This window comes from Butyrivibrio sp. NC2002, assembly GCF_000702265.1.
Taxonomy (GTDB): Bacteria; Bacillota; Clostridia; order Lachnospirales; family Lachnospiraceae; genus Butyrivibrio.
The window spans coordinates 403,196-424,749 of the sequence record NZ_JNKZ01000007.1; the positions used below are offsets into that span (position 1 = coordinate 403,196).

The 21,554-nt window shown below is 39.6% G+C and carries 19 protein-coding genes and 1 pseudogene; 5 read left to right on the top strand and 15 right to left on the bottom strand.

Going from position 1 to position 21,554, the window contains the following annotated elements; all coding sequences use genetic code 11:
- Positions 1-66: 66 nt before the first annotated feature.
- The 8 genes from T543_RS05025 to T543_RS05060 all read right to left on the bottom strand — a co-directional run bounded on the left by T543_RS05025 (position 67) and on the right by T543_RS05060 (position 9,888).
- Positions 67-444 (bottom strand): metal-dependent transcriptional regulator, encoded by a 378-nt coding sequence (locus T543_RS05025; protein WP_035766238.1) that lies wholly within the window; start codon positions 442-444, stop codon positions 67-69.
- Positions 445-604: 160 nt separating this feature from the next.
- Positions 605-2,164 carry a ribonuclease Y gene (rny, locus tag T543_RS05030; RefSeq protein ID WP_035766239.1) on the bottom strand — a complete coding sequence of 520 codons (1,560 nt, stop codon included), beginning with the start codon at positions 2,162-2,164 and terminating at the stop codon, positions 605-607.
- 201 nt (positions 2,165-2,365) lie between these two features.
- Positions 2,366-3,412: a M42 family metallopeptidase gene (locus T543_RS05035; protein ID WP_035766241.1), complete on the bottom strand. Its 1,047-nt coding sequence runs from the start codon at positions 3,410-3,412 to the stop codon at positions 2,366-2,368.
- A 142-nt stretch (positions 3,413-3,554) separates the two neighbouring features.
- On the bottom strand, positions 3,555-5,675 hold the full coding sequence (locus tag T543_RS16030; protein ID WP_081829946.1) for a methyl-accepting chemotaxis protein: 2,121 nt from the start codon (positions 5,673-5,675) through the stop codon (positions 3,555-3,557).
- Between the two features lie 430 nt (positions 5,676-6,105).
- Entirely contained in the window at positions 6,106-7,728 is a 1,623-nt protein-coding gene (gene groL, locus T543_RS05045) for a chaperonin GroEL (protein ID WP_035766245.1), read from the bottom strand.
- A 49-nt stretch (positions 7,729-7,777) separates the two neighbouring features.
- Positions 7,778-8,062 carry a co-chaperone GroES gene (locus tag T543_RS05050; RefSeq protein ID WP_026653214.1) on the bottom strand — a complete coding sequence of 95 codons (285 nt, stop codon included), beginning with the start codon at positions 8,060-8,062 and terminating at the stop codon, positions 7,778-7,780.
- A 184-nt stretch (positions 8,063-8,246) separates the two neighbouring features.
- On the bottom strand, positions 8,247-8,810 hold the full coding sequence (locus T543_RS05055) for a Crp/Fnr family transcriptional regulator (RefSeq protein WP_035766250.1): 564 nt from the start codon (positions 8,808-8,810) through the stop codon (positions 8,247-8,249).
- A gap of 157 nt (positions 8,811-8,967) precedes the next feature.
- Positions 8,968-9,888: a metallophosphoesterase family protein gene (locus tag T543_RS05060; protein WP_035766252.1), complete on the bottom strand. Its 921-nt coding sequence runs from the start codon at positions 9,886-9,888 to the stop codon at positions 8,968-8,970.
- A gap of 202 nt (positions 9,889-10,090) precedes the next feature.
- On the opposite strand from T543_RS05060, the gene T543_RS05065 reads away from it, so the two are divergent.
- From T543_RS05065 to T543_RS05080, 4 genes are all read left to right on the top strand, one after another.
- Positions 10,091-10,390 (top strand): hypothetical protein, encoded by a 300-nt coding sequence (locus T543_RS05065; RefSeq protein ID WP_035766254.1) that lies wholly within the window; start codon positions 10,091-10,093, stop codon positions 10,388-10,390.
- 5 nt (positions 10,391-10,395) lie between these two features.
- Positions 10,396-11,103 (top strand): spermidine synthase, encoded by a 708-nt coding sequence (locus tag T543_RS05070; RefSeq protein ID WP_035766256.1) that lies wholly within the window; start codon positions 10,396-10,398, stop codon positions 11,101-11,103.
- Positions 11,104-11,700: 597 nt separating this feature from the next.
- Complete coding sequence (locus T543_RS05075) at positions 11,701-12,549, top strand: Rpn family recombination-promoting nuclease/putative transposase (protein WP_051638547.1); 849 nt, start codon at positions 11,701-11,703, stop codon at positions 12,547-12,549.
- Positions 12,550-12,610: 61 nt separating this feature from the next.
- Positions 12,611-12,982 (top strand): VOC family protein, encoded by a 372-nt coding sequence (locus tag T543_RS05080; protein ID WP_035766258.1) that lies wholly within the window; start codon positions 12,611-12,613, stop codon positions 12,980-12,982.
- A 104-nt stretch (positions 12,983-13,086) separates the two neighbouring features.
- On the opposite strand, the gene T543_RS05085 is transcribed toward T543_RS05080, so the two are convergent.
- From T543_RS05085 to T543_RS05105, 5 genes and pseudogenes are all read right to left on the bottom strand, one after another.
- Positions 13,087-13,800, bottom strand: coding sequence for an acetolactate decarboxylase (locus T543_RS05085; protein WP_035766260.1), 714 nt, complete (start codon positions 13,798-13,800; stop codon positions 13,087-13,089).
- Between the two features lie 23 nt (positions 13,801-13,823).
- Positions 13,824-14,762 carry a phosphatase PAP2 family protein gene (locus T543_RS05090; RefSeq protein ID WP_242839470.1) on the bottom strand — a complete coding sequence of 313 codons (939 nt, stop codon included), beginning with the start codon at positions 14,760-14,762 and terminating at the stop codon, positions 13,824-13,826.
- A 296-nt stretch (positions 14,763-15,058) separates the two neighbouring features.
- Positions 15,059-15,724 (bottom strand): hypothetical protein, encoded by a 666-nt coding sequence (locus T543_RS05095; RefSeq protein WP_035766263.1) that lies wholly within the window; start codon positions 15,722-15,724, stop codon positions 15,059-15,061.
- A gap of 472 nt (positions 15,725-16,196) precedes the next feature.
- Positions 16,197-16,490 (bottom strand): annotated as a pseudogene (locus T543_RS05100) (deoxyribose-phosphate aldolase); the annotation flags it as partial.
- 88 nt (positions 16,491-16,578) lie between these two features.
- Complete coding sequence (locus tag T543_RS05105) at positions 16,579-17,616, bottom strand: YeiH family protein (protein WP_035766265.1); 1,038 nt, start codon at positions 17,614-17,616, stop codon at positions 16,579-16,581.
- A 127-nt stretch (positions 17,617-17,743) separates the two neighbouring features.
- Here T543_RS05105 and T543_RS05110 point away from each other — a divergent pair, with 127 nt between their 5' ends.
- Positions 17,744-18,637 (top strand): LysR family transcriptional regulator, encoded by an 894-nt coding sequence (locus T543_RS05110; protein ID WP_035766268.1) that lies wholly within the window; start codon positions 17,744-17,746, stop codon positions 18,635-18,637.
- Here T543_RS05110 and T543_RS05115 read toward each other — a convergent pair.
- Together T543_RS05115 and T543_RS05120 are read right to left on the bottom strand one after the other, a co-directional pair.
- Entirely contained in the window at positions 18,625-19,530 is a 906-nt protein-coding gene (locus T543_RS05115) for a hypothetical protein (RefSeq protein ID WP_035766271.1), read from the bottom strand. The genes T543_RS05110 and T543_RS05115 overlap by 13 nt on opposite strands.
- A 281-nt stretch (positions 19,531-19,811) precedes the next feature.
- Complete coding sequence (locus tag T543_RS05120) at positions 19,812-21,218, bottom strand: MATE family efflux transporter (RefSeq protein WP_035766274.1); 1,407 nt, start codon at positions 21,216-21,218, stop codon at positions 19,812-19,814.
- Between the last annotated feature and the right edge of the window lie 336 nt (positions 21,219-21,554).

Sequence of the window (21,554 nt, forward strand, 5' to 3'; positions counted from 1 at the left end):
CTTAAGCCTATATATTAAGTTTTCGATATGTTATGCCAGGTTTCTGTTTTCGAAGATACCTCTTCTTCAAAGAAGTTCGTCCCTATGTTCTTTTAGATATTTCTTTATACCCTTAAAAGTCTCAGGACTTATTATATGCTCTATCCTGCAGGCATCATTCTCTGCAACATCAGCATTTACTTTTGCTGTGAGCATTAAGAATTTAGTAAGGTTTGTGTGCTTCTCATAAACGCTTTTAGCCTTTTTTAATCCCAGTTCTGTAAGCTCAAGCTCCCCATCTTTTCCCACAGTAAGATAGCCATCTTCCTTAAGGATGCCGACAGCTCTTGATACACTGGGTCTTGAAAAATTAAGCTCAGAAGCAACATCTATAGATCTGACAAAACCCTTTTTCTTTTTAAGCAGATATATTGTTTCAATATAATCTTCACCGGACTCGTGCATTTCAACCCTCCATATTAAAGCTTTACTTGTTTTAAATAGTATACAATATTTAATTAGCATATGCAAACGCATTGTGCGCTATTTAATTTTTCGATATTTACACACAAAAATACCGATGTATGCATGCGCATACATCGGTAATCTTGAATTCATAATCTGATCATTTTGCGTAATCAGTAGCTCTGCTTTCACGAATGATATTAACTTTGATCTGTCCGGGATATTCCATCTCGTTCTCGATCTTCTTGGCAATATCTCTTGCCATCAATACCATATCGGCATCGCTTACCTGTTCAGGAACAACCATTACCCTGACTTCTCTTCCGGCCTGGATAGCAAATGAGTGATCAACACCTTTAAAGCTGTTTGTAATCTCTTCGAGTTCCCTAAGTCTGCTTGTGTAGGTTTCCAGAGTCTCTCTTCTGGCACCCGGTCTGGCAGCTGAAATTGTATCAGCAGCCTGTACTATTACAGCTATAAGTGACTGCGGCTCTACGTCTCCGTGGTGAGCCTCTACTGCATTGATGACGATCGCAGATTCTTTGTATTTCTTACAAATATCAACACCAAGTGATATATGTGAGCCTTCCATCTCATGGTCTACTGCCTTACCAATATCGTGTAAGAGACCTGCTCTCTTAGCTATACGAACATCAAGCTCAAGTTCTGATGCCATAAGTCCACAGAGCTGAGAAACCTCAACAGAATGCTTAAGTGCGTTCTGACCATAACTTGTACGGAAACGCATACGACCAAGAAGTTTAATGATTTCTGGATGCAGGCCATGTACGCCTGCTTCAAGGGCTGCATTTTCACCCTCTTCCTTGATCTTATTGGCAACTTCCTTCTGTGCCTTCTCTACCATCTCTTCAATTCTGGCAGGATGGATACGGCCATCTACGATAAGTTTCTCGAGTGCTATTCGGGCAACTTCTCTTCTGATAGGATCAAATCCCGAAATAACAACTGCTTCAGGGGTATCATCGATAATAAGATCAACACCTGTCATTGTTTCAAGTGTGCGGATATTTCTACCCTCACGACCTATGATACGTCCCTTCATTTCATCATTTGGCAGCTGAACAACAGAAATTGTTGTTTCAGAAACATGATCTGCGGCACATCTCTGAATAGCATTTACTACTATTTCCTTTGCGCGCTTATCAGCTTCTTCCTTTGCCTCCGCTTCCATGTTCTTGATCATTACAGCGGATTCATGTTTCACGTCATCTTCAACAATCTTTAAAAGATACTCTTTTGCCTGCTCGGAGGTTAAGCCTGAGATTCTCTCAAGTTCCTGTCTCCTTTGCTCGTCGAGCTTTGCAACCTCTTGCTCTTTTTTGCTTAGTGCAGATTCCTTTGCACTTAAACTGGCTTCCTTTTTCTCAATTGCTTCAGATCTTTTCTCGACATTTTCCTCTTTTTGCTGTACTCTGCGTTCTGAACGCTGAACCTCTGCTCTCCTATCCCTCACTTCTTTTTCAAGTTCATTTCTTGTCTTCAGTGATTCTTCTTTTACTTCCAGGAGTTTTTCGCGCTTCGATTCATCGGCAGCTCTAACGGCATCGTCGATGATTTTTCTTGCCCTTTCCTCTGCACTTCCTACCTTGCTTTCATTCTCCGCATCAATCTTAGCCTGATGCGCTTTCATAATCACAATAGTTACAAAAACAGAAATGACAAGAGTTGCTAATGCTACAATAATAGTTGTTGTAGACATACAGGAGCACCTCCTTATTCAATTTTCATTGTACAATATTTTGTATAAAATGATTATATTAATCGCACTTTCATACAAGATTACAACAAATTTAGTTTACGCTTCAAAAGGGTCTGTGTCAAGACGCAGACCCTTTTATTCATCTGTAATTATATATAATTCAAATGGTTTTTTGGGGTTGATCTTTTGAAGTTTTATAAATCATAACGCATACTGAATAAGGAGTCTTAATACGTTTTCTGCGCCATCCCTATGGCTTCTCTCATAGCCGTGAGAAGCATACACTCCAGCTCCGATAAGTCCATGCTTAAGGTCTGAGCCTGCTCCAAGTGTCGCTTCAACATCACTTCCGTAATGAGGATAAATGTCGATCGCATAGTCAGCCCCTGATTCTTTTGCTGCAGCTACCAAGCCCTGAACAACCGGATAGCTGTAAGGTCCTCCGCTGTCTTTTGCACATATGGAAACCTGTTTTTCTGTGCAGGTAAGTCCATCTCCTACGCATCCCATATCCACGGATATTGCTTCAGTACAACCCTCGGGAACATTTGCACATCCGCCATGTCCAACTTCTTCGAATACAGTTATATGGGCATATAAAGCTCTCTTAGGAGTGATCTTCTTTTCTTTAATATATTTAGCAAGTCCAAGAAGGATTCCTACACTTAATTTATCATCCAAAAATCTGGACTTGATATATCCTGACTTTGTAACTCTTACATTGGGTTCAAAGCAAACAATATCACCTACTGAAATTCCGAGCTTTTCTGTATCCTGTTTATTATTTACATCTTCATCGATGACAACCTCGCAGTTTTCCCAGGTTCTCTTCGTGTCATTGTATTCTCCGTTTACATGGATAGATGCGTTGTTTAGCTGAAAAGTTCCTTCATATATGCCATCAAATTTGGTGACGATCCTTACATTCTCTGTTTCTGCATTGTTAGGATTCATTCCTCCAAGGTTTGTCAACTGGAGTCTTCCGTTATCCTTGATCGTAGCAACCATACCGCCAAGAGTGTCGGTATGTGCTTCAAGAAGAAGGCCGTTCTTTTTGTCTTTTCCTGTAAGGTCAACAATAACGCCGCCTTTATTTGTTATTACAGCTTTAAATCCAAGCTTTTCAAACTCGTCCTTCACCCAGGAAGCTGCCTCTTCAGTATATCCTGTGGGTGAATCAATATTTAAAAGTTTTGTAGTTTCTTCTACGATAAAATCTGTGTATTTGCTTAGTGATAATTTTTTCATCTGCTTCCTCCTTGCATGCTTTTATCAGTTAATTCTATCACATACAAATCAGAATAGACCTGATGAAATAATATAATTTCTGAAAAAACACCCCTTTCTCCGGTTGTCCGGAAAAAGGGGTATCTATCATGATCATGTCTTTTTAAGATTTAAAGAACTTCATTTCTTCATTGAGCTGATCTGCGATATCCTTAAGTGAAGATGCAGAACTTGCAAGGGTTGTAACTGTAGCTGAGAGCTCCTGCATCGAAGCACCCGTCTCCTGGGATGAAGCAGCATTTTCTTCAGAAATGGCTGATAGAGCGCTCATGGTATCTACAACAGCATTCTTGGAGTTTTCGCAGGTATCTGCACCCTGACTGATAAGGTGTACACCACCGACTGTTTCGTCAATATCGCTCAGCATTCCGTTAACTGCATTAAGTGTATCACCAAGAGCTGTCTGCTGATCGATGTTGCCCTGCTTGACATCTTCAGAAGCATCAACCGCTGCTTTTGACTGTGTAAGAAGTTTTTCCATCTCGATCCTGATATCATCAGCAAGTTGTTTTGAATTAGCAGCAAGCTGTCCGATTTCTTCTGCAACAACCGCAAAGCCTTTTCCTGCTTCGCCTGCACGTGCAGCTTCAATTGAAGCATTAAGTGAAAGAAGGTTTGTCTGGGTTGCAATCGAAGTAATGCCTTCAACCTTATCATTGATATTGGAAACAGCTTCCTGCGTTGCCTGGATTGTATTGGATATTTCATCAATCTTAGCTGTCATTTCAAGTGAAGATTCCTGAAGTGATGCAAGTGACTTGCTGGATACTTCCGAAGCTTCCTTCATCTTTTCTGTTATATCTGAAAGGTTTCCGGTGGAATCCTGTACATTGTTAACTGCGTCGCCAATGTATCCTACATTCTCAGTAGCACTCTGAATTTCGTCAGCCTGCTGAGTAGCACCTGTTGCAATTTCCTGAACAGCATTGGATACATCTTCTGCTGTCTGAGAAATCTGGTTGGCCATATCAGCAAGTTCATCGGAAGATGATCCAACGGAAGTTGCAGATTCCTTAATATTTGAAACGATCTCATCAAGTTTATTGATAACATCATTCGTCGCATTCGTCATGAGGCCGATTTCGTCGGTTCTCTTCTTAACTCCGGTAATTCTTACAAATTCACCTTCTCTTAAGTGGTCTAGTGAATTAGCAACTACTGCAACTGCATTTGCAATGCCGGAAGCCTGATAGATGATGATAGTTGTCGTAACCGCTATAGCAATCAAAAGAACAACAATCGAAATAAAGAGCATCATGTTGATCTTTTCAAAGATCTCGTCCTCGGTAATCGTAAGACCTATTCTCCAATTCATTCCATTTACTGTATCCCAATATAATAGTCTCTTGGTACCCTGGAATGAAAAGCTTCCTGATCCGGTTTCCTGTGATTTAATAGATGGAATGTATTCATTTAACTCTGTTGAAGCATCAAGATTAAGCCCGTCTTTTGACGCATCCGGGAATGCCGGATGATAAACGTAATTGAATGACTGGTCTATAAGCCATAATGTGCCTGTCTCTCCTACGTGCACAGCTCCAAGTTCTTCTTTTACTGTATCAAGCATTAGATCGATAGTAACACATCCCACAAATGTTCCATCCAGCTTTTTAATTGGAGCTGAACATGAGGCCATGACCATTCCGGATGATTCATCATAATAGGGATCTGTGATGCTTGCATTTGGAAGGCTCTTGGCGTTTACATAATATTCCTGATTAAAATAATCATATTCTGCGTTGGAATAATCCCAGGTCAGATTCAGCTCTCCGCCATCCCACTTACCATTTGAATCAACATTCTTCATCCAATATGGTCCATAATAAGTTTCATTGGGCTCAAAGGTATTGGGTTCAAACCAAAGACCTGCTCCAAGCACCATATCATTACCTGTAACAATCTGTGTTACAGCTTCAGTATAATCTTCCATTGTCGAATTTACATAAGTAGACGCAATCATTTGAGCAAAGGTATCTGCCTGAGCCTTTATGTGATCCATTTCGCCGGCTACGTAATTGGAATATTCTCCAAGGGTAGCTGACATCTGTTCATTAGAACGTTCTATGATGATGGATCTGCTGACAATAGAGCTTATTGCAGTGATAAGTATAAGCATAACCGCTACAATAGGCACAATAAATAATATAAGCTTAAGCTTTATACTCATTCCCTCTAATTTAAGTGAATTAGTTTTCTTTTGTTTTTTGGACTTTGCTTCCATCATGGCCTCCTTACTGTGATAATGTTCTCACATTACAATAATATCATCATTAACCATTTATCGATTGTAAATTGTTTATAAAAAGTTTTATATTTTCATTAAGTCCATGAAGCAAAGCTAAAAATGAGAATTTTTATCATTTTGAAGCATATGCTCTCGTCAGGCTCTAAGAGCCGCAACTTCTTGCCTATGGAATAATAAATGGTTCACTTGATCTACATTACAGACTCGGAAAGCGCCAGCGCTTCCCGAGTTGTGTTTTGTCGGCATATGCTCTCGTCAGGTTCTAAGAACTACAACTCCTTCGGAGTATCCAAAAAACAGAAAGACCAGGTATTTCAAGCAAGCTTGATACCTGGTCTTTCTGTTTTTTTAGATGCTGACGCATCTTGTAGTTCTTATCCCCTAACGAGGCGCATGCCTCGTTATTTCATCACATCATTCCCATGCCGGGGTTGCCAGCGGGCATCGGAGGAACGGGCTCTTTTACTGTTGCAACAGCAGCTTCTGTTGTAAGGAAGCTTGATGCAACTGAAGTAGCGTTCTGAAGAGCTGATCTTGTAACCTTAGCAGGATCAATGATACCATCCTTAACCATGTCAACATACTCTTCTGAATAAGCATTGAAGCCGATTCCCTGCTTTGATTCCTTAACCTTGTTAACAATAACTGATCCGTCAAGACCTGCATTGTTAGCAATGTGGTAAAGAGGAGCTTCAAGTGCCTTAAGAACAACCTTAGCACCTGTCTTCTCATCACCTTCAAGTGTGTTAGCAAGCTTTTCAACTTCCTTGCTAGCGTGGATGTAAGCACTTCCACCACCAAAGATGATACCTTCTTCTACAGCAGCTCTTGTAGCATTAAGAGCATCTTCCATTCTGTACTTAGCTTCCTTCATCTCTGTTTCTGTAGCAGCACCTACTCTGATTACAGCAACACCGCCTGCAAGCTTAGCAAGTCTCTCCTGAAGCTTTTCCTTATCAAAATCAGAAGTTGTCTCTTCGATCTGCTTCTTAATCTGAGAAACTCTTGCCTGGATTTCCTTCTTGTCACCAAGACCATCAACGATTGTTGTCTTTTCCTTCTCAACCTTGATGCTCTTTGCACGTCCAAGATCATCCATTGTTGTATCTTTAAGCTCAAGACCAAGGTCAGAGCTGATTACCTTACCGCCTGTAAGAATAGCGATATCTTCGAGCATAGCCTTTCTTCTGTCGCCATATCCGGGAGCCTTAACAGCTACTACATTGAATGTTCCACGGAGCTTGTTGACAATAAGAGTTGTAAGAGCCTCACCGTCAACATCCTCAGCGATGATAAGAAGCTTAGCGCCTGTCTTAACAATCTGCTCAAGAAGAGGAAGGATATCGTTGATGTTTGAGATCTTCTTATCTGTAATAAGTACGTAAGGATCATCAAGGTTAGCTTCCATCTTGTCCATATCTGTAGCCATGTAAGCTGAGATATATCCTCTGTCGAACTGCATACCTTCAACGAGGTCAAGCTCTGTCATCATTGTCTTGGATTCTTCGATTGTGATAACACCGTCGTTTGAAACCTTCTCCATAGCATCAGCGATCATCTGACCAACTTCATCATCACCTGATGAAACTGCTGCTACTCTCATGATCTGGTCCTTACCTTTAACCTTTGTTGCCATCTTGCCGATTGAAGCAACTGCTGCATCTGTAGCCTTCTTCATACCTTTTCTGAGTACGATGGGGTTAGCACCTGCTGCGAGGTTCTTAACACCTTCATTGATCATAGCCTGAGCAAGAACTGTAGCTGTTGTAGTACCATCACCTGCAACATCATTTGTCTTTGTTGCAACTTCCTTTACAAGCTGAGCACCCATATTCTCATAAGCATCCTCAAGCTCAATCTCCTTAGCAATAGTAACACCGTCGTTTGTGATTGTAGGAGCGCCATAGCTCTTATCAAGAACTACGTTTCTGCCCTTAGGTCCGATTGTTACTCTTACTGTATCTGCAAGCTTATTAACGCCTTCAACCATTGCTGTTCTAGCATCAGCACCATACTTAATTGTCTTAGCCATTTTATCTGCCTCCGATTATAAAAATTTTTATCTGAAATAAGTCATCAAATTATTTGATAATTGCAAGTATATCGTTCTGCTTAACAATGATATATGTAACATCATCAAGCTTTACTTCTGTTCCTGCATATTTAGAATAGATAACATTGTCACCCTTCTTAACCTGCATCTTTACTTCTTTACCATCAACGATCCCGCCGGGGCCTACAGCGATAACTTCAGCCTGCTGCGGTTTCTCCTTCTCAGCACCGGGAAGAACAATACCTGATTTTGTTGTTTCCTCTGCTTCGAGTGCCTTTAATACAACTCTGTCTGCAAGTGGTTCTAACTTCATAATAAAGCCTCCTTTATATCTTAGAAAATTATAAACTCTTTATATTTTGTTAGCACTCAATCGATTCGAGTGCTAACCACAAAAAATATATTATATCCATTCATAATGTTTGTCAAGAAAATATGCTCACAAACTACATTTCATTAACGAAAACAAAAAATGTAGTAAATGAGCATATAATTCATCATAATCCCGATTTGTCGTGATCCTTATTCATAAAATAAAACTTTCCGCTTTTATCATCGGAATTATCTGCATCTGCGGGTTTGGATAATGCATAGTTTTTTAGAATGTTTTTAAGCAGCTGCTCAGTTTTGGGATCATATTTGGGCATCTTCTTTGCCTCCGCAACCTCTTCGCTAAGCTGCGCTATCTGATGCTGCATCTTCAGCATATTATTTGCCATATTCTTCATTATCTGCATAATGTTCTCGGGATTTTCTTTGATGAAATTCCCCATAAGAGCTTCAGTAACTCTAAGTATCCTGGCATTGGAATAAGTAATGATGGTATATATCGCCGGTTGTCCGGTAAGGATTCCAAATTCTCCAAAACATGTGCCCGGTCCAAGAATACCAAGGAGAACTTCATTTTCTGTACCATAACCGTAATACATTTCAACATGTCCGGATACAATCTTGTACATATCAAAATTGATCTCGCCTTCATTTAAGATCACGGTACCGGCAGGGACTTCATAAATCTTATTTTGGTTTGAGATACTGTTTTCATCAAAAATGCTTGCCATATTTTCGTTCTCCTCGTTTATTATGTATTGGCACGATTGCTCCGCAATCCTGCCCTATCGGTCGGAACCATTCCAAATCATGACTTCGTCATGATGGTTTCTCCCTCAAATCAGTAAAATAAGAAAAATGCCATATTTTTTTGCGGTTTACATATATCTAGACAACGCCTTCCCCGCCGAATTTTTCCGAAAGATCTTTCCTTGGAATATCCTTACCTGAAAGGTCAATATAATTATCCTTTAGAGCCTTTGCCCAGTATTTTTCAGGGATATTGGGCCATCTCACAATTCCTGTCTCTGCTTCGCACATCCTCATTGCCTGCAAAAGAACCATCTCACTGACATCAATTCCTGTCCTTATGGTGTGCATAGTAAGCGCCGTATGAGCGGGAGCATATTCTCTGAAATCACTGTTTTCGAATTCTTTTAAAATCTCAGACTTATTATATTTTAGCCGGATCATCTCCTCTTCATATCCTGAAGAATTCCCGTGTAAAACACAAAACTGCGTAAGACCATGAAATCCTCTTGGAAGTCCGACAGATCCCGGATTTACTACTTTTTTGTTGCGATATGAAAAGCTTTCCTGCACATGTGTATGACCGTGCAATAGGATCTGCGTCTTCATCTTTCCAACCGTTCTTCTCGTATTTCTCTTTTCTGCAAATAAGAGCTCCGTTACGCTTTCCATAGAGCCGTGGCAATATTCAAATCCGGGTACATTCTTAGGATTGTGAATGCCATAGATTTTTAAGGAGTCAAAAAAATTCAGGTCCTTCTCCTTAAGCTGTTCATAAGTATTTAGAAGGAAACCACTACCGGAACCTTTATTCCATCCGGCTTCTCCGCTGTTTTTATATTTAAGGAACGCCTCTTCCCTATGACCTTTAACTATAAAGCATGTAAAATACTGTTTTAAAACGTATATTAGTTCCATAGTTTTTTGAGGATTCGGGCAGTCTCCCACATAGTCGCCAAGAAGTATATAATTTGTAATTCCTTTTCCCATACAGTAATCAATGCAGGCCTGCAGCGCGCTGTGATTACCGTGTATATCAGCAAATACTGCTATATCCAATGTATGCTCCCCCAATATTATGCAACTTTTTTCATTCCTATAAGACTAATTATAAAGCATTTTTTTAGATTTTTATAATACAGAGTTTATATACAAAAAAAATCGTGTGTGCGAAAATATATTTACAGGTTTTCGGGATATTGAATTTCATCAAGAATTCAGTACCCTAAGCTAAATTATGGCATTGAAATGGAGGTAACAAATGGGTAATCGTGAAGATTTAATCCGCTCACTTGCCGGAGTTATGGGAATGAGCGGCGAAGCAAAGAAAGCCGATTCGCATTTTGACCCCGCAACCGGAACTCTGTATTGCGGAAGCCGTGTTTTTTCTCAGTCTGATATTACTGCGGCCAAGGAGTTTTGCGAAGCAAACATGAAAAAGATGGCAGAAATTCAGGATAATGCTGCAATGTTTTATGAGATTGCTGCATCTGCTCTGGAAATACTTGAACAGGATAGTGTAAAAAACGGCGGCAGAATTGTCGTTAAGGATGGAAACTAAAATCAATGACCTTACTTGAACAGTTACTGCTCTATGTCAGACCCCGTATAGTTTTCAGGTCACCTGACAAACACATTATAATACAGGACAAAATAGAAAACGGACGTGCTGTCCGTCTTCTTTTGTACGATAAAATAAGGGAATCCGGTATGTATCTTGATGATTACGGAAAACAGGATCCCCTTTTTTATTATATGCAGACTTTAAAGCTCATAACCGAGCACTATCCCGATATAAAAAACACTCTTATGATAGGCGGCGGAGGCTTTGTATATCCGCAGATCTATCTGTATAAGCACCCGGAAAGAAGTATAACCGTTATAGAAAATAATCCGGGACTTGTGGAGCTTGCCAAAAAATATTTTTCTCTTGATACCAATGACAAACACCTTACCATCAATATTACAGACGGATTCAAATATATAAGCGATCATGCGGGCGATGGGTCATTTGACATGATAGTCTTTGATGCATATACAGGTGATAAGGCTGCCAATGACATTCTCAGCGCTCAAAGTCTTGTTAAGATGCATAAGATGCTCAAAAAAGAAGGAATTCTGGCACTTAACATGGTAAACGAGCAGATGGATGTTATTGCTATGAACACCTATATGCTCGAATCCACATTAAAACTCATATTTGCAAACACAAGAATTGTCAGATGTAAAGGCGGTGGAAACTGCATCCTTATGGCATCCGACCGTAAAATATAGATTCTTGTTTTCTTCAGAAAAACGAGGATCGTATTGAATCAGGTCCTCGCAAAGCGAGGGCATGTCCTGTCAAAGGCAGGATTCTTGCAACAAGAGCTAAAAGCCCCAAGTATATAGGAAAATAGACATACTTGGGGCTTTTTCACTTTTAGCTCCTACGTCCCAAAGTGGTAAAAGCAACAAGTCGGCACGAAATCATGGGGACTTGGGGCTTTTTCGCTTTCTGTCACAGCGTCTCGGGGCGGCAAATACCCCAAGTTGCCTTGAAATCATAGGGACTTGGGGCTTTTGAGGCATTCGGAGATGCGTTGACTGAACGAATTCTTCTTGCGAGGACCTGGACCAGTACGATTCCAGTTATTCTGAGAAAAAACAATAATCTATAGCTTTCCGTTTTTTGTAAAAAACAGGAAGCTATATTTTTTCTCTTGCATTAACTTTTCTGACATGCTATTATCTTTCTCGCATGTTCAATGCATCTTGTTTATCTATTGCAGATAATTCTTCTGCAGGATTTCAAAAAACTTTTTTATTAAATACAGTCGAAATCCGTGGTCTTATGCACTCTTTTCGGCTACAATGAAAGGAGACTAATTATTGAATAACGAAGAAACAAATTATGAGAAACTGACGATTACCAATAACTTTATCTTTTGTAAGGTTATGCAGAGTAATCCTGATCTGTGCAAGCAGCTCGTGGAACTTATCACCGATAGGAAGATCCGCCACATGGTCGGTTTAAATGGGGAAAAGACCATAGAAGTTACTCCTGATGGCAAGGGAATCCGCTTGGACGTCTACTTTGAGGATGATGGTTCTACGATGTACGATGTTGAAATGCAGGTAGAATCTAATAGGAATCTCGCCAGAAGGTCCCGCTTTTATCAGAACACTATTGATTCTCAGGCACTTGAGAAAAGTTCTGATTACATCAAGCTTTTGGACAGTTATGTAATCTTTATCTGCCCCTTCAACATCCTACCGAAATATGGTTATCATCTCTACCATTTCAGGCCCCGGGCCGATGAAGATCCTTCCATCATCTTAGAGGATGGCACTTCAAGAATCTTTGTCTGCGCAAATGGCAAAAAGGATGATGTATCGGATGAAATGAAGGCATTTCTGAATTACCTTGGTGGCAAGCTTGCACAAAGTCCGTTGACAAACAAACTTGATGATGCAGTAAAACTAGCTCGTCGTAACAGTAAGTGGAGGTCAGAGTATATGTTATCCAAAGTCGATATTGATGTATTAAAAGGTGAATATGAACGTACCATTGCAAAGAAGGATGCTCTAATAAACGAGAAGGATACTGTTATATCTGAGCAGAGCCAGGCACTGTCTGAAAAAGATCAGGCATTGTCTGAAATGAATTCCAGAATTGAAGAACTTGAAGCGATTGTAGCAAATCTTTCAGGTAAAATTGATCAGTCTCATGATGACTGAAAATTTCAGGTAAGTCATGTATAAATAAAGTGATACAAATACTAAATAAAGGAGGCCAAATATGAAAATCTCTGATTACTATCCGGTCGTTTATGTAGCCGATTTCGAAAAGGAAATTCGCCGTTATACTGAAGATCTTGGATTTGAAGTCAAGCACAGACCTGAGATAGAATATCTGGAATATGCTGTTCTTGAAAACGAGAAGAAGAGACGCATTGATCTTGTATGTTCTCATTTCCCGTCCGACAGTTTCAAGGAAGGCTATTTAGGAATGCGTGCAAATGTGGATAATTACGAGGAAGGTCTTGCTTACTTTGAAAAGCAGGGATATTCCTTATTTGGAACAGCACATGAAAGTGAGTCTTCCATAACGGCTCTTCTGAAAAAAGACGATGGCAGCTATATTGTTCTTTTTCATCACAAAAGGAAATAAAAAAGCATTAAATGTTAAGAAGGCCTCTCCAGCGAGGGAGAGGCCTTTTTGGGTTGGTTTATAGTGCTATAAAAACTGATTTTGAAATATCTGATGTTTTTACTTTACTCGACGGACTTTATCTCGCTTTCCAAATCCTCTTTAAGAGAATAGGTATCAAAAGACGCTTCTTTTGGAAGATTTATGTGGATACTGGTAATCTTATCTACTCTGGCTGCGCCTTTGATTATACTTGCATCAAAAACATGCCCGCCTTTCGTTCTGTCCTCGGAAAGGAAATGAAGATGCCATCCCGGCATATTTATTCCATCCATATAATCCGGAAAATATACACCCACCAGAGATCCCCGGATATTCTCAAAAAGAAACGATTGCTGCGTGTTGAAAAGAATCTCTTTCAGCCTGATATGGTGCGACCTGTAAGGCCCCTCCGATCTGGCATCGATTTTCCCAAACTCTCCGTCAATCCTGACAATATGCATACTGTTAAGCCCGAATACCTCTTCGATCTTCCTTGTCAGTTCTGTCTGAATTGAGGCAACATTCGGCATGTCATTAAGCTGAAACTGCTGATTGCCATAGAGCCTGGCCACAGCAGCAAAGGGAATTCCCGTCGAAGGATCAACCTCTGTTATATTCCCGAATTGGTCAGCCCTGTAGCAGTGTCCATCCATGACGATCATCTCACCGTTCACATCTTCAAATGTTCCCAGTCCGGTATCACCATGCTGAATTAGTTCGTCTACATTTATCACCGTCCGGCTGTACCCAAGAATTAGCGCCTGAAGTGTCGACACCTGATACATAGTATTTTCCATTAGGTATTTCTCCTCGCATTATTTTATTTGCATTCTCTTTGTATTATGACAGGCCAAATGGCAACTACAAAGAACCATAAAATGCAGCGGGCAACAAAATTCCCCCAATGTCCGCCAAGGGCTGCAACAACTGTTGCCGGTGCAAAGTACTCCTTCCAGGCAAAAGCTATCAGAAATCCTAAAAATGCCAGAATTGGAAGATTTTTTGCGCCGAAAGGAATTTCGTATTTGATATAGTGTCTTTCGATATAGCTTCCGACTATAAAACCAATTAATGCACCAAATGCCTTAAAGCTGTCATTCATCATTTTGTCAGGATTTACGAGAAGAACGCCGTCCACATAATCCATAGGATATGGCTTTTGAGTTATATAAATTAGACTTATAATAATAGCAATAACACCAATTATCGACAGTATATCCAGCTTTTTATCATCACCGTCTATTTTATTTTGAATAATACCTACTAAGCAGATTATTATCGCTGCTTCTGTAAAGCCTACAATGACATCCTGCGGGGTGTGTACACCAAGGAAATTCCTTGAAAAGCCGGTCAAAACTATCATTATTGCACATATTACTGCAATCCAGGATTGTTTTTTCCTTTGCCAGGCAAATACTGTACCATAGGTACATGTCGCACTCATTGTGTGTCCGCTGGGAAAAGAATAACCGGTCGCTGCTACCTTGGAATCTCCGGCAGGCTCGATCAAATCTGACCTTATCCATGGGCGGTATGCACAAACTGTAAGCTTTAGTATACCATTTATTACTTCACCAACTCCCAGGGTCGCAATAAAACGATAACCCCATTTTTTATCTACACACCAAAAAATAATAAATGGCAAGAAAGGCATAATATCTACTGCCAATTTTGAGATGTTATTAAAAAGCTCATCAAATATTCCACCGGTTGCATTTCTGATCTCCTGCAGCCACAAAAGATATTGAATATCAATCATTTGTATTCCCCCTCATTAGTGTTAGTGGTGTTGTTCTACATATAATTCTAAGCTTTGCTGTCCAACAAATGTCTAAAAATATTCTAAAATAATTATTATGCAAGCATTATACACCTCCAAACAAAAAGATACCCAGACAATGGGTACCTTCTGTCATGTCGGTTCCATCATCTGGGTATCAGTTTATTTATATATATACAATTACTATTCAAGAGGAAAATTTGCATCAAGCTTCTCTTCTTCTCCGAAGATGTTAAGCTGTTTTGCACCCTCCTCCATGTTGTAATAGTTATACCTTATCCCCATAGTTCCTGCATTTCCTGAAGCACAGTTTTATATTCCAAATCTGAATCAGGCCTTACTTTTATAAAAACAACGTCCTTATCAGGATAGTATAAATCAACACATAGATATTTACTGATGGTGCGGACACGGCACAGATAATCATATATTGATGGAGCCGCTGTGTATGGATCATCAGCTGTAATATCAATCTTTATGAAAATGGTATTTTTATCTGCATCGTTTTTAAACTCTTCGTAGCTGTGACTACCTGTGTGTGTGCTAAAAATCTGATCTTCAATACTTCTTAGAGTCCATCCATCAGCATTTGTTTCTACATCAGATAATTCCTTGTTTATTGCATCTTGATATAAAGCTTTTTCATAGTCATCGGTCATAAATGGATCAGAATCTTTCTGCCAGTATGCATCACAGTTACATGTGAAAGTGACACCGGTATCTTCAGATTTAGCATCAAATCTGTAATAGTATCTTGCAACCATCATACTTTTATTATTTTCGAGTTCTGATCCAGTTATTTCAAATTGCTCATCATACTTTTGATTTAAATATGAAAGCATATATTTTTTTGCTTTTGCCTCTGATACCTTTTTGGAACAACCGCTTAGTAGCGCAGCAAATGCAAGGATAGCAATGAACACCGTTAGCTTGTATTTCATATCAATTCCTCCGCGTAAAAAGTTCCCCGAGCTTCAATTATAGGATAAATCTGTAAAGAGTTGAAGCAATTTTTCCTTTTGTCAACATTTTATATGGATCAAAGTCATGAATATATATTTATAAATGCAAAATACAGGTGGTTAAGTCCTGAGTTTAATGGATTATATCTGTTTCAATGAAGCGATGGTTTCACAGATTCTCCATACTTTTGACACTTTCTCTTACGATTTTGTTTGTATCATATAAACATCAGAAATGATAACAACCCCCTCATAAGAACACAAAAACTTTTCTTCAAAAAAATAAGCTGGAACTTACGTGACAAAGTTCCAGCTTTCCCCATTAATGGGGTGTGGTGACTGCAGAAAGATACTCCCTCCATTCGCATATTGCGCGCCATCATGTTAATAACTGCAAGCTATAGTATTACTGATTATTCCATTTTCTTTGTTTTTAATAAATCGTGCCAAATCACATACTTTTAGCAATCTTTACCAGTCTGCCTGTACCAAGTCTATGACCTCCAAGTTCGATGAACTTCTCAGCATCTTCAATGGATGCAATTCCACCTGATGCCTTTATCTTGATATTGGGGCCGCAGTGCTTTGCAAAAAGCTCTATATCTTCAAAGGTTGCACTGCCTGTCGAAAAGCCGGTTGAAGTCTTGATATAGTCTGCCTTTGACTGTGTTACTATCTCGCACATCTTAATCTTCTCTTCTTCTGTCAGAAGGCAGCATTCTATGATAACCTTCATGACATGATCTTCTTTTGCCATAAATAGTAGGGGCAAAATACTCCCTCTACTATTTGAAATATATACTAGGGGGGTGTCAACGTCTATTTTGAATCGTTTACCATATCCCCATTACATGTTGCATCACAAGGCTTACAACTGTTATTCCGCCCCAGCAACATCCACCAAGCAGTATCGGCTTTCCACCGGATTTAATGAGCTTGATCACGTTGCTGTTCAGGCCTATAGCAGCCATGGCCATTATGATAAAGAACTTGCTAAGTTCTTTAAGAGGTATAAAAATATCCGAAGGTACTCCCATTTCCAAGCAAAGTGTTGTGATGATTGAAGCAAGAACAAAGAACACTATGAACATCGGGAATGCTCTCCTGAAGCTAAAACCGTTGGTGGTGCTTCCATCCTTTTTTGCTTCCCTTGCTCTCATATAAGCAAGAACCAGTGTAATCGGAATGATTGCTAATGTCCTTGTAAGCTTCACTGTAACTGCCTTGTCCAAAGTCTGACTACCCAGGTTCCACATGCTGTCCCATGTTGACGCAGCTGCGGTGACGGAAGAAGTATCATTAACTGCAGTTCCCGCAAAAATACCGAAAGCCTCTCCTGTTGTGATATCAAAACCTATAAGTTTTCCCAGCGAAGGAAAAAGAAGTGCTGCCAGCACGTTAAAGAAAAATATCACAGAAATTGCCTGTGCCACTTCATCATCATCCGCATCAATGACAGGAGCCGTAGCTGCAATTGCTGAGCCGCCGCATATTGATGAGCCAACTCCGATAAGAGTAGCTGTGTTTCCTTTGATATTCATAACCTTATGAAGAATCCATGATAGGATAAGCGATGTTGAAATCGTGCAGATAATTATAGGAAGTGACTGTTTCCCGGTCTGAAGAACGACCGAAAGATTCATACCAAATCCAAGGAGGGCAACAGCCTCCTGCAGAATTATCTTTGATGTAAACTTTATTCCATCAGCCGCCTTCCCCTTGTCATTCCAGAACAGGGCTATTATCATGCCCAGAATGATTGCAATCACCGCTCCGCCAACGACAGGGAAGCGCTTTCCCAGGAGCCATGAAGGAACTGCAATAGTGAAGCATACTATTACTCCCATGTAATTCTTTTTCAAAAAATCCATCTCAAGACCTCTCTCTCTTTTTAATCTGTTCTTTCGCATGTCTTATTCTATTCTGTCTTTTGAAAAAGATAAAATTATATATTATTATATATCCATAAACATTTCTTATCGTTAGGGAGGACTGATTATGCTGGATTTCAGGATAGATACCTTTCTATGTGTTTGCAGGCACCTCAATTTCACCAAGGCGGCTAAGGAGCTGAATATTACTCAGCCCGCTGTTTCTCAGCACATACATCATCTTGAAAATGAATACGGGACAAAGCTGTTTACTCAGGATGGAAAAAAACTTTTTCTAACTGATAACGGAAAACTCCTGTATAAAAAAATGAATCAGATAAAAAATGATGATGAAAGTCTCAAAGAAATACTTTCAAAGAATAACCATGGCTTAAAAGACATCTCTTTTGGTGTCACCATGACCATAGGAGAATACATAATTGCTGATCCGATCAGTGATTACATAAAAAATCACCCGGATACTAATCTTAAGATTACATTTGGCAACACATCGGAGCTTCTTAAAAAACTCTCCGACGGTGTTATAGATTTTGCACTTGTAGAAGGATATTTCCCTGAAAATGATTATGAAACGCTGCTTTTTAGCAAAGAAGAGTTCGTTCCTGTCTGTTCGGCAAAGCACTCTTTCAATCAGAAGCCACGCGTGATAAAAGATCTCTTTCCCGAGCGAATTCTTATAAGAGAACCCGGTTCAGGAACGCGCAATATATTGGAAAGAGCTCTTGCCCTGAACAATTACTCCACAAGTGATTTTAGGAATTTTACCCAGGTGGAAAACATGCATGCCATAATAAGCCTTATTGAAAAAGATTGTGGCATCACCTTTTTATATAAAGCAGCGGTTGCATCAGGACTGCAGTCCGGATATCTGAAAACAATCCCCCTTGACGACTTTAGGGTAAAACATGATTTTACCTTCATCTGGCCCAAAGATACTGTTTTCAGTAAAGAGATCCGTGCAATATGTGAGGAAATACAACCTATAACTCATTCTGCATGAAGTTCATGTTCTTTTTCATAAAGCTTGTTATCCTGCCGTCTCATGAAAATCATCCGGGACAGAAAAAGAATCAAGCTACTTCCTACAAAAATCTGAATCGGATATGTGATTAGTACGCTTTCAGATATTATCATGCTCAGCATGGTAATAGCGCCAACCGGTGGCATATACATCTTAGTAAAATGAATAACAATAAGCATACCACTTGTAGCAACAATTGCTGAAATCGTAATAGGAAGCCCTATCCAAATAGCAAAGAAATATCTTGAAATCACACCAATTATGGCACACACAGTTATCACTGCCACCGTTTTGACTGGCTTATTTCTTGTTTTGTTCCTTGGCCTGGAAAACTCAGTAAATGCCACAAGTAATGGAGGTGCCACAACAAATCTATAACCCGTTCTGAATGCAACACCGGCTATTACTGTCACACAAAGGATTCTAATGGAAGTATCTACCATATCGTCCATGGAATTCAGCATCACAGGAACATATTCCTCATCTGCTCGGATTCCTTGAAATAGAAAAAGTTTATGAAACAATATTACAAGTAATGTCAGTACAAATGCAGCTATAGGATACACTATACTTGTAGTATGCATCATCACCGGGAGCACTATTGCTGAGACAAATGGTGCAAACGTGGTTCCTGAAAACATAAAGATTACCTGAGCGATTGTGAATGCCAAAATCACTTCGATATACGTATCAAACGGAACAAATCTTACAATGCACACTCCTATTATCGCACAGCCTGTTATCAGTGAAAGCATCCGCTTTCCATTAACCTTCCAGCTTCTATTTTTTGCCACCATATATCCAACTGCTAATGCTGTTATCTCAGGAAATATAATCTCCTTCTCATTTAAAGTTTCTGCAAATAGTGTCATCAGCGCTACTAACAGAACTGTACAAGCGTATGGTATTATTCTCTTGACTCTATACATATTCTATAAAAAACATGCAATCAATGTGATGATCGCGATTCCTCCCTACTTAAGAATAGCACATTTACTGACACTCTTTCCAAGAAAGACTCCGCAAGGGTCTCGTCTGTTGTTTTTCGTTTCACAGCTATTCACTCCTTTAGTCAATTTTAATCAGGATCTGCAAAAGTATTAAGCATATATAGTAAATAAAAGTTACTATTCCAAGCAAGTGGCTTTGCAAATCAAGCCGCTTGTGCTTTTTCGGCAGCTGTTTCTACAATAGTGCTCTTTGAGTCAAGCTCCTTAATTACACTTCTTGCCATCAGAACAACAGCTACTGATGTTACAATGTCCGCTACCGGAGCTGAGAAAAGAGCTCCCTCAACTCCAAATAACATAGGAAGAACGATAGCAAGCGGAACGCTTAATACAAAGTCCCTGAGTAATGACAGCCCCATAGCCATTGCAGGTTTTCCAAGAGACTGAAGGAAAACACTGGTAGACTTCTGGATGCATGTCAAAATGATCATCGAAAGGAAAAGCCTGAATGAAAGAACTGCAAATTCATTATAAAGCCCATCTTCACTTCCAAATATTGATGTAATCTGAAGAGGGAAAAGCTCAAATAAAAGCATTGAAACCAGACCAACTACTGCTTCAGCCTTGATGATTGTTGTAAACAGTTCTTTTACCCTTCTGTATTCTCCTGCACCATAGTTATAGCCCACGATAGGCTGAGCCCCTGCGGCAATTCCGATACATACCGATACTACTATCTGGAATACCTTCATAACAATTCCCACTACCGTAAGTGGAATATCAGCGCCATACTTACTCATTGCTCCATATTTAACAAGAACATTGTTCATTACACCCATGATTACTACGATAGAGATCTGAGTTAAGAAACTGCTTATTCCAAGAGGAACAAACTTATCTATTACGGCCATATCAGGAATCATGTTATTCCATGCGAGCTTAAAGGTCTTGGCTCTGAAAAGAATATATACTATTCCGCAGATTGCTGTAACAATCTGACCGGCTATGGTCGCAATAGCAGCGCCCATCATTCCCATATGAAGAGTAAAAATAGCTATAGGATCTAAAATCACATTAATTATGCATCCTGCAAGGGTTGTAATCATGGCAAATTTTGGGCTTCCATCAGCTCTGATTATGGAATTTAGGCCATTCCCCACAACAAAGAAAGGAATTCCTAAAATGATATAATCAAAGTACTCATTGGCATATGGAAGGTTGTTCTTGGTAGCTCCAAATGCTGTAAGAATCTGTGACTTAAATGCAGCAAAAAGAACGGCCATTATAACTCCGGATACCACAAGAAGCATTACAACATTGCCCATGCTCTTATTTCCGGAATTAACATCTTTTTTACCCTGACAAAGGCTAAGATATGCAGCGGCGCCATCACCAAGCATCAGAGCAATCGCAAGTGATATAACTGTGATAGGAAAAACAACGTTTGTTGCACCATTTCCAAGATATCCTATGCCTCTTCCAATGAAAATCTGATCCACTATGTTATAAAGTGACGATACAAGAAGCGACATAATGCAGGGAATTGAAAACTTTAGAAGAAGCTTCCCTATCCTCTCTTCTGCCAGGTAGTTGTTTGCGTTCTGAATCATTTTTACCTCCTTAAAAACCATAAAAAAGAACACGGTAAGCGAGGTCTTCACTTACACGTGTTCGGTTACAACCTAGTATTCATAAATCGTCAGCCCATCGGGCAACATTCAATTACTTGATTATAATACTGATTTTTTTAGGCTCACGTAATAGCTAGATTTGACAAAAAATTTATCTATTTTGAAAATTTCATGCGCCTTTGTATGTATTGGTATCTTTTTTTACCATATTCCCATTACATGCTGCAACAAAAGGCTGACAACTGTTATTACGATTCAGCAACAGCCGCCAAGTAATATCGGTTTTCCACTTGATTTGATAAGCTTGACTGTAAC

Excerpts from the sequence above, each read along its gene's own strand:
- T543_RS05025 (WP_035766238.1), bottom strand. The coding sequence starts at position 444 with ATGCACGAGTCCGGTGAAGATTATATTGAAACAATATATCTGCTTAAA.
- rny (WP_035766239.1), bottom strand. The coding sequence starts at position 2,164 with ATGTCTACAACAACTATTATTGTAGCATTAGCAACTCTTGTCATTTCT.
- T543_RS05035 (WP_035766241.1), bottom strand. The coding sequence starts at position 3,412 with ATGAAAAAATTATCACTAAGCAAATACACAGATTTTATCGTAGAAGAA.
- T543_RS16030 (WP_081829946.1), bottom strand. The coding sequence starts at position 5,675 with ATGATGGAAGCAAAGTCCAAAAAACAAAAGAAAACTAATTCACTTAAA.
- groL (WP_035766245.1), bottom strand. The coding sequence starts at position 7,728 with ATGGCTAAGACAATTAAGTATGGTGCTGATGCTAGAACAGCAATGGTT.
- T543_RS05050 (WP_026653214.1), bottom strand. The coding sequence starts at position 8,062 with ATGAAGTTAGAACCACTTGCAGACAGAGTTGTATTAAAGGCACTCGAA.
- T543_RS05055 (WP_035766250.1), bottom strand. The coding sequence starts at position 8,810 with ATGGCAAGCATTTTTGATGAAAACAGTATCTCAAACCAAAATAAGATT.
- T543_RS05065 (WP_035766254.1), top strand. The coding sequence starts at position 10,091 with ATGGGTAATCGTGAAGATTTAATCCGCTCACTTGCCGGAGTTATGGGA.
- T543_RS05070 (WP_035766256.1), top strand. The coding sequence starts at position 10,396 with ATGACCTTACTTGAACAGTTACTGCTCTATGTCAGACCCCGTATAGTT.
- T543_RS05080 (WP_035766258.1), top strand. The coding sequence starts at position 12,611 with ATGAAAATCTCTGATTACTATCCGGTCGTTTATGTAGCCGATTTCGAA.
- T543_RS05085 (WP_035766260.1), bottom strand. The coding sequence starts at position 13,800 with ATGGAAAATACTATGTATCAGGTGTCGACACTTCAGGCGCTAATTCTT.
- T543_RS05090 (WP_242839470.1), bottom strand. The coding sequence starts at position 14,762 with ATGATTGATATTCAATATCTTTTGTGGCTGCAGGAGATCAGAAATGCA.
- T543_RS05095 (WP_035766263.1), bottom strand. The coding sequence starts at position 15,724 with ATGAAATACAAGCTAACGGTGTTCATTGCTATCCTTGCATTTGCTGCG.
- T543_RS05105 (WP_035766265.1), bottom strand. The coding sequence starts at position 17,616 with ATGGATTTTTTGAAAAAGAATTACATGGGAGTAATAGTATGCTTCACT.
- T543_RS05110 (WP_035766268.1), top strand. The coding sequence starts at position 17,744 with ATGCTGGATTTCAGGATAGATACCTTTCTATGTGTTTGCAGGCACCTC.
- T543_RS05115 (WP_035766271.1), bottom strand. The coding sequence starts at position 19,530 with ATGACACTATTTGCAGAAACTTTAAATGAGAAGGAGATTATATTTCCT.
- T543_RS05120 (WP_035766274.1), bottom strand. The coding sequence starts at position 21,218 with ATGATTCAGAACGCAAACAACTACCTGGCAGAAGAGAGGATAGGGAAG.